We start from the raw sequence: 7,820 nt of genomic DNA, 5'->3' as shown, positions 1-7,820 counted from the left end.
GGGACAGCTGGTCGCCGTCATGACGGGCCGAGGGCGGGTCAGGGCCGTACGACGTCGAAGGCGGGGTCAGGCGCCTCCAGCACGTCGAGCAGCGCCCGGAGCACCCGGAGGTCGCCCTCGTACTCGAGCTCCTCCCACCCTCGGCCCGTCATGACGGCGACCAGCTGTCCCCTGGTCGTGGTGAGCGTCAGCTGGGCCCGCGGGTCGGGGTCGGGGTCGCGAAAGTGCACGAGCACGCCGTTGGCCAGACGCAGGTGCCACAGGGCGTCGTCGTTGTCGAGGCACAGGTCGATGCGCAGGTCGAGTTCCCAGGCCGCGGGCCCGTCGACCCGCACGGCGAGGGAGTCGAGCAGCTGCCCGACGTCGAGGGCCGCCAGCAGCCGGGAGCCGCCGGAGCGGCGCGCGGTCCTGGGGCCGTGGAGGAGTTCCCCGGCTCCGGTGAGGTAGTAGTTGCGCCACGTCGCGTTCTCACAGCCGTGGCCGAGCGCGGTGTAGACGTCGGCCAGCCGCTGCCGCACCCCGCTGTGGTAGGGCTCGGCGAAGACCGCGTGGTTGAGCAGGGTGGCCGCGAAGCGCAGGTCGCCCTCCTCGACGAGGGCGTCCGCGTGCGCGAGCGCCCGGTCGACACCGCCGAGCAGGCCGATCCACCGCCTGGCCTCCTCGACCGGCGGGTGTTCCCACAGGTGGGCGGGGTTGCCGTCGAACCAGCCGAGGTAGCGCTGGTAGACGCCCTTGACGTTGTGGCTCAGCGACCCGTAGTAGCCGCGGTTGGCCCACTGCCGGTCCAGGGCGGGCGGCAGCGTCAGCTCCTCCGCGATCTCGCGGGGGGTGAGGCCCCGGTTGATCAGGCGCACCGTCTGGTCGTGCAGGTAGGCGTAGAGGTCGCGCTGCCCGGTCAGGAACCCCTCGATCCGGTCGGCGCCCCAGGTGGGCCAGTGGTGGGTGGCGAAGGCGACGTCGGAGCGGCCGCCGAAGAGCTGGAGGGCTTCGGTGAGGTAGCGCGCCCACTGCCGGGCGTCGCGGACCTGGGCGCCCCTCAGCGTGATGATGTTGTGCATCGTGTGCACGGCGTTCTCGGCCAGGCAGAGCGCCCGCCGAGCGGGGAAGTACATGTTCATCTCGGCCGGCGCCTCCGTCCCCGGCGTGAGCTGGAACTCGATCTCCACGCCGTCGACCACGCGGACCTGGCCGGTCCGGGTGATCGACTCGGTGGGCTCGACCAGTCCGATCGTGCCGGTGGCCAGGCGCTGCCCCAGGCCGCAGCCCAGGTGCCCCGTGGCGGAGGCTTCGAGCGCGGTGCCGTACATGAAACCCGACCGCCGGGCCATCGCCGGACCGGCGTAGACGTTCTCGGAGACCGCGTGCTCCATGAAGCCCTCGGGCGCGAGCACCGGGACGTCGTCGGCCGCGTCCGCGAGGACGGCGCCCGCACCGCCGAAGTGGTCGGCGTGCGGATGGGTGAGGACCACGCCCGTGACCGGCCGGTCGCCCCGGTGGGACCGGTAGAGCGCCAGCGCCGCGGCGGCGGTCTCGGTCGAGGTCAGCGTGTCGATCACGATGACGCCGGAGTCGCCCTCGACCAGGGTCATGTTGGCCAGGTCGAACCCGCGGACCTGGTAGATCCCCTCGGTGACCTCGAACAGGCCGTGCATGGCCGCGAGCCGGCTCTGCCGCCACAGGCTCGGGTTCGCCGTCGCGGGCGCCGGTGCGTCCAGGAAGGCGTAGGCGTCGGCGTCGTACACGACGCGTCCGGCGGCGTCGGTGACGCGTGCGGGCTCCAGAGTCCCCAGGAAGCCGCGTTCGGCGTCGCGCGTGTCCTGCCCGTCCTCGGCGGGAAGGTCCCGCTCCGGTGGCTTCGCGTCGGTCATGCCGGGGCCCCCTCGGCTCTGGCGAGTTCGCGGATGATGCCGTTGCGCTGGATCTCCGACGCGCCGGTCAGCACGCGGAACATGCGCAGCTGCCGCCAGATCACGTCCACCGGGGCGCCGCGCACCATCCCGGCCTTGCCGTGGATCTGCATCGCCTGGTCCGCGATGGCGAACGCGCGCTCGGCCACGAACAGCTTGCACATGAAGGACTCCACCCGGGGCCGCTCCCCCGCGTCGAGCGCGGCGAGGGCGTCGTAGGTCATCGAACGGGCGGCGTAGAAGTCCGTGGCCATGTCGGCGAGCTTGTGCTGGATCGCCTGCTTCTCGATGAGGAGTCCGCCGGACACCTGGCGCGTGGCGGCGAAGTCCAGGGCCAGGCGGATGGCCCGCCGGGCCGCGCCGAGCGCGGTGGGGCAGTGGAGCAGCCGGTTCGTCGTGACCCGGCCGAGGGCGATGCGCAGGCCCTGCCCCTCCTCGCCGAGCAGGTTCTCCGAGGGGACGAAACAGTCCTGGAGGACGACGTCGCTCTCGATGTTCTGGCCCGACAGGGGCGTCCTGCCGGGTGTGACGCGACAGCCCGGGGAGTCCAGGTCGACGAAGAACGCGCAGTACCGGTCGTCGGAGGAGTCCAGGCGGGCGACCAGGATCGAGAAGTCCGCGAAGGTGCCGCCGGTGCTGAACACCTTGTGCCCGGTGACGCGGTAGCCGCCGGCGACCGGGGTCGCGGTCGTGCGCATACGGCGCACGTCGGAGCCCGCGTCGTCCTCGGTCATGGAGAAGCAGCACGCGCGCTCGGCCCTGACGACCGGGAGCAGGTACTTCTCGGTCTGGTACTCGGTGGCGTGCTCGAAGATCGCGCCGATCCGCAGCGGTCCGCCCATGTCGCCGAGCACGCTCGTGGCCAGCACGCGGCCGGAGGCGCCCACCTCCTCCTTGAGCGCCGCCAGTTCCGTGTGGGACAGTCCCTGTCCGCCGAGGTGCTCGGGCAGGTGGACGCCGTAGAAGCCGAGTTCGCGGCTGCGCCGCCACACCGGTTCCAGCATGGACCGGCGCAGCTCGGCCTCGGGGGTCAGTCCGAGTTCCTCCTCGTAGTCGGCGAGCTCTCCGGACAGGTAGTCCCGGAGCCCGGTGACCAGCGCGTCGAGGCGCGGATTGTCGTGGTAGCCCGGTCGCAGCATGAAGGTCACGGCCCGCTCACCCCACCTTTCGTTCGGTGCCCGCCCACTCGCGCTGGCGAAGGGCGCGGCGGTCGATCTTGCCGTTGCGGTTGCGCGGGAGCTGCTGGACGAACTCGACGACGCGCGGGAGCTTGACCCGGGACAGCCGGGTCGCGCAGAACTCGCGCAGTTCCTCCCCGCTGGCCCCGGCGCCGGGTCGGAGCGCCACGAACGCCTTGACGGTCTCCCCCCACCGTTCGTCCGGGGCGCCCACCACGCACACCTCGAAGACGGCGGGGTGTTCGTAGAGGGCGGCCTCCACCTCGGTGCAGTAGACGTTGTAGCCGCCGGAGATGATCATGTCCTTCTGGCGGTCCACGATGAACAGGTAGCCGTCCGGACGCTGGAAGCCGAGGTCGCCGGTGTACACCCAGCCGTCGCGGAAGGTCTCGGCCGTGGCCTCCGCGGCGTGGAAGTACTCCCGCACGCAGTCGGGCCCCCGCGCCACGATCTGGCCCACCTCGCCCGCGGGCAGCGGTTCTCCCCCGTCGTCGACCACACGGACCTCCGTGTCGAAGACCGGGCGCCCGCAGGAGAGCAGCAGCTCGGGGTCGGACTCGATCCCCCGTACCACGTCCTCCGAGGTGAGGAAGGTGATGGCGCTCGTGGTCTCCCCCTGCCCGTAGCCCTGGTTGACCACGGGTCCGAACAGCTCGACGGCACCGCGCAGGCGCGCGGGGCTCACCGGCGCGCCGCCGACCGTGACGCTGCGCAGCCGGGACAGGTCCCGGCGCCCCGCGGTCGGTGAGGCCAGCACCAGGTTGAGCATCACCGGTACCAGGAAGGTGTGGGTGACGCCCTCGCGTTCGAGGGCGTCGAGGTAGGCCTCGGCGTCGAAGGACGGGAGCACCACGACCGTGGCGCCGCGGAAGAAGCAGCCGAGGATGCCCATGCCGCTGGCGTGGGTGATGGGGCCGGGTGCGAGGTAGACCGAGTCCGGCCCGACCGAGCCCTGGGGGTTCATCGCCAGCTTGCGCATGTTGGACAGGCGGTTCTCGACCGTCTGGACGGCCGCCTTGAGGGTGCCGGTGGAACCGGAGGTGAAGTTCAGCACCGCCGGAGCGTGGGGGTCGAGGTCCACGGCCACCGGGGCGGGGTCGCCCTCGGCGAGGAGGGCGGTGTAGGTCAGGGGCGCGTCGGCCCCGTCGTCGAAGGCGACGACGAGGCAGTCGAGCGCGCGCCCGTCGACGATCTCGCGCACCGCGCCGAGGTTGGCCCCGTCGACGAGGATCAGCCGCACCCGCGCGTCCAGGAGGACGTGTTCGACCTCGGCCGCCGCCAGTCGGGCGCTGATCGGCACGCGCAGGCACCCCGCCTTGCAGACGGCCATCTCGGCGACGACCAGTTCGCCGCGGTTGCCGGCGAGGGTGGCGACGGCGATGCCGGGGCCGTAACCGCGCGCGAGCAGGGCGGAGGCGAGCCGGTTGGCCTCCTGTTCGAGATCACGGTAGCTCCAGCGCCGGTCCCCGGACACCAGGGCCTGCGCCTCCGGCCAGTAGGACGCGCTTCGGGTGAGGTAGCCACCAAGGTTCACGGACCCTCCAGAGACGACGAGCGAACGCGAAGATACTAGACATACTGTCCAGGATCTGTCCAGGGGTGCGAACGTTGCTAGAAAGGCCTCATGACAAACGAGGATCGACGGACCCTGCGCACGCGGGCCGCACTGCGGGCGGCGTTCGTCGCCCAGGTGCTCGAACACGGATACGCCGGGGTCAGGGTGGAGCACATCGCCGCGGCGGCCGACACCGGGAGGGCGACGTTCTACACGCACTTCCGCGACAAGGAGGCCCTCTACGACCACGTGGTCGAGGTCGTCCTGGCCGAGCTGCGGGAGCGGATGACCCCGGCGGACTGGGAGGGCGTCGGGTTCACCGGGCGGCCGGTGGCCGAGCTCTTCCGCCACGCGGCCGAGCAGCCCGACGTCTACCGGCTGATCCTGCGGGGCGAGGGCGACGGCCGCGGCCTGCGGGCCCTGGTCGAGGCGTGGACCACGGCGGCCCACGACATCTTCGCCGAGCGGGCGCGGACCCAGCGGATCAGCCCGCGGGTGGACCTGCGCGTCATCGCGCGAGCCTGGGTCGGAGAGCAGGTCTCGGTGCTCCTGTGGTGGCTGGAGCTGCCCGCGCCGCGCCCCGGGGCCGAACAGGTGGTGGAGACGCTGGTCGAGCTGTCCCGGCGCGGACGCTACTGGGCGACGGGTTTCGACTCGGTTCCCACGTAGGGGTTGTGTGGCGCGGGTCACTGCCCTTATGTTCTGGACGCACAGAACGTTATCGGACGTTCTGTCCAGGAATGAGAGAAGGGTCGGTGCCGTGCCGTCGTACCGCAGACTGCTCCACGAGTACCCCACCGGAGCCCGGCGCCGGCTCCTGCTCGCCGTCGTCGTCCTGGCGTTGTTCATCTCGGCCTTCGAAGGACAGCTCGCACCGGTCCTGCCCCTGCTGCTGGCCGACCTCGGGCTGTCCCTGGAGGTCTACGGGCTGATCACCGCCGTGTCGCTGCTGTTCGGCGCCGTGTCCGGTTACCTGGGCGGCGAGTTGGTCGACCGGATCGGCCGCGTCCGCGTACTGGTGCCGTTCATGTTCCTGTCCGCGGCGGCGTGCCTGTTCATGGCGCTGTCGCAGACGGTCGTCCACTTCACCGCCGCGCGTATCCTGCTCGCCTTCGTCGAGGGTGTGGCGATGGCCGGCACCCAGCCCCTGATCCGGGACTTCACGCCGCGGATGGGACGGGCCCAGGCCTTCGCGTTCTGGAGCTGGGGCCCCGTCGGAGCCAACTTCTTCGCGGCGGCCGTCGCCGCGCTGACGCTCGACCTGTTCGACAACTCCTGGCGCGCGCAGATCTTCGTGATGTCCGGCCTGGCCTTCGTGGGCGCGACGGTCGTCGCCCTCACCCTGCGCGACCTGGCTCCGAACCTGCGGCGCACCATCCGCCTCACCGAGCATGCGACCCGCGGGAGCGGGGCGGCCCCCGCCGGGCAGCGGCTGCGGCTGCTCCTGCGCCGCCGTGTCGTCTGGGCGCACGTGGCCGCGATGTCGCTGCTCTACGTCCTGCTCGCCACCATGAACGCCTACGGCCAGACCATGCTGGTGGACCACTTCGCCGTCGCGGTGCGCACGGCGTCCGCGATCGTGATGTCGTTCTGGGTCAGCAACCTGGCGGCCAGCCTGGTCTTCGCCCGGCTCTCCGACAGGGCGCAGAACCGCAAGCCGTTCCTGGTCCTCGGGGCGCTGGCGGCGACGCTGCTGCTCGGGGCGCTCGTCGTCACGATGGGCGCGGGGGCGTCCGCCTCACTGCCGCTGGTCATCGTGCTGCTGACCGGCGTCGGCCTCTCGCTCGGCGCCGTCCTCGGCCCGTGGATGGCCAGCTTCTCGGAGTACACCGAGGAGGTCCACCCGGACGCCCAGGGGGTGGCCTTCGGCCTCAACCACTTCGTGAGCCGGTTGTTCATCCTCGCCGCGGTGCTGTTCGCTCCGCAGGTGGTCGCGGTGGGCGACTGGCGGGTGTGGATGACGGTCACCCTGGTGACGACAGCGGCCTTCGCGGTCGTCACCACACAGGTCCAGGGCCGCCTGCGGCGCGCGACCGGTTCCGCGTCGGCGGAGGAGGCCGGTGCGGCCGTCGCCGCGACCGGGGCGCCCGAGGACTCCCGGAGTTCCTGAGGGCTCCCGAAGTTCCTGGGGCTCCGGAACACCTGGGGGCTCCCGGAGCCCTTGGGTGTTCCCGGGACACCCGGGGCCGGATCTCCCGGACCCGGGGCCCCGCGGAGGGACCCGGCGGGGTGTGCGCGGCGTCCTGCGGCGCCCTCCCTCCGGACCACGCGGCGCCGGAGTCCGGAGAACGGGCCCCTTCCCGGGCTCCGGCCGCCGCGCACCCCCCTGTTCTCCCCGTGTTCATGTCCTCACCCTCCGGTGTGTACCACCGTTGGAAAGAGCACCCGTCGTGGAGGATGTGCACGGCCCGGACACCGGGCGCGTCACCCACCGCCCAGACGAGCCCTCACGCGAAGGGGTGCCCCCGTGAACCTGTCCCGCCCAAGACCCCCGGGCCCCGTCCGCTCGGCGGCGCTCCCCGTCATCGCCGTGCTCGTCGCGCCCATGGTCCTGGCCGCGCCGTCGTCCCGGGTGACGGCCGACGTCGCCGCGCCGGCGGGCGGGATCGCCGGGGCCGTGGAGGAGCGGATCGCCGCCGGGGTGGACCTCGCCTCCGGTCCCGTCCCGGGCGCCGGGGGCGGCGGGGAGCAGTTCGCCAGCCTCCTCACCGTCGACCTCACCGAGGGTGTCGGGGTCGAGTACGTCGACGGGGGCGGCCTCACCTCCCCCGCGACGGTCGCGGACATGGCCGCCGCCGTCGAGCCCCCGGAGGGGTCCACCGTGGTCGCCGCGGTCAACGGCGGCTACTTCGACATCGGCGCGACCCAGGCCCCCCTGGGCGCCGGGATGAGCGACGGGCGCCTGCTCACCTCGCCCGACCCGGGGTTCGCCAACGCCGTGGTCATCGACGCCGGGGGCAGGGGCAGCGTGCGCCAGGTGGCCTTCGAAGGGACCGCGTCCCTGCCGTCGGGGGACCTCGACATCGACGCCCTCAACACCTCCGCCGTCCCCGCGGACGGCCTCGGTCTGTACACGTCGGACTGGGGCGGCCACCCCCGCGCACACGTGGTGTACGAACCCGGGACCAGCCCCGGGGACACGGCCGTCGCCGAGGCCGTGGTCTCCGGGGGCGCCGTCGA

5 protein-coding genes and 1 pseudogene are annotated in these 7,820 nt (G+C 72.5%); 3 read left to right on the top strand and 3 right to left on the bottom strand.

Annotated features, from left to right (window positions below; translation table 11 throughout):
• Window positions 1-38 precede the first annotated feature (38 nt).
• From DQW06_RS22930 to DQW06_RS22920, 3 genes are read right to left on the bottom strand one after another with little or no spacing between them, the layout of a single operon-like run.
• Window positions 39-1,868 (bottom strand): alkyl/aryl-sulfatase, encoded by a 1,830-nt coding sequence (locus tag DQW06_RS22930; RefSeq protein ID WP_117199287.1) that lies wholly within the window; start codon window positions 1,866-1,868, stop codon window positions 39-41.
• Entirely contained in the window at window positions 1,865-3,046 is a 1,182-nt protein-coding gene (locus tag DQW06_RS22925; protein ID WP_232238685.1) for an acyl-CoA dehydrogenase family protein, read from the bottom strand. The genes DQW06_RS22930 and DQW06_RS22925 overlap by 4 nt, the downstream gene beginning before the upstream one ends.
• A gap of 16 nt (window positions 3,047-3,062) precedes the next feature.
• Window positions 3,063-4,619, bottom strand: a complete 1,557-nt coding sequence (locus DQW06_RS22920; protein ID WP_117199286.1) for a class I adenylate-forming enzyme family protein — start codon at window positions 4,617-4,619, stop codon at window positions 3,063-3,065.
• Window positions 4,620-4,709: 90 nt separating this feature from the next.
• Here DQW06_RS22920 and DQW06_RS22915 point away from each other — a divergent pair, with 90 nt between their 5' ends.
• From DQW06_RS22915 to DQW06_RS22905, 3 genes and pseudogenes are all read left to right on the top strand, one after another.
• On the top strand, window positions 4,710-5,309 hold the full coding sequence (locus DQW06_RS22915; protein WP_013152143.1) for a TetR/AcrR family transcriptional regulator: 600 nt from the start codon (window positions 4,710-4,712) through the stop codon (window positions 5,307-5,309).
• Between the two features lie 91 nt (window positions 5,310-5,400).
• Window positions 5,401-6,750: an MFS transporter gene (locus DQW06_RS22910; protein ID WP_013152142.1), complete on the top strand. Its 1,350-nt coding sequence runs from the start codon at window positions 5,401-5,403 to the stop codon at window positions 6,748-6,750.
• A gap of 357 nt (window positions 6,751-7,107) precedes the next feature.
• Window positions 7,108-7,820, top strand: a pseudogene (locus tag DQW06_RS22905) (phosphodiester glycosidase family protein); the annotation flags it as partial.

Origin of the sequence: Nocardiopsis sp. TNDT3, from assembly GCF_003427465.1 — a bacterium.
Classification (GTDB): Bacteria; Actinomycetota; Actinomycetes; order Streptosporangiales; family Streptosporangiaceae; genus Nocardiopsis; species Nocardiopsis dassonvillei.
Note: the sequence above shows the minus strand (reverse complement) of the source record. Positions and strands in the feature narration are given on the sequence as shown.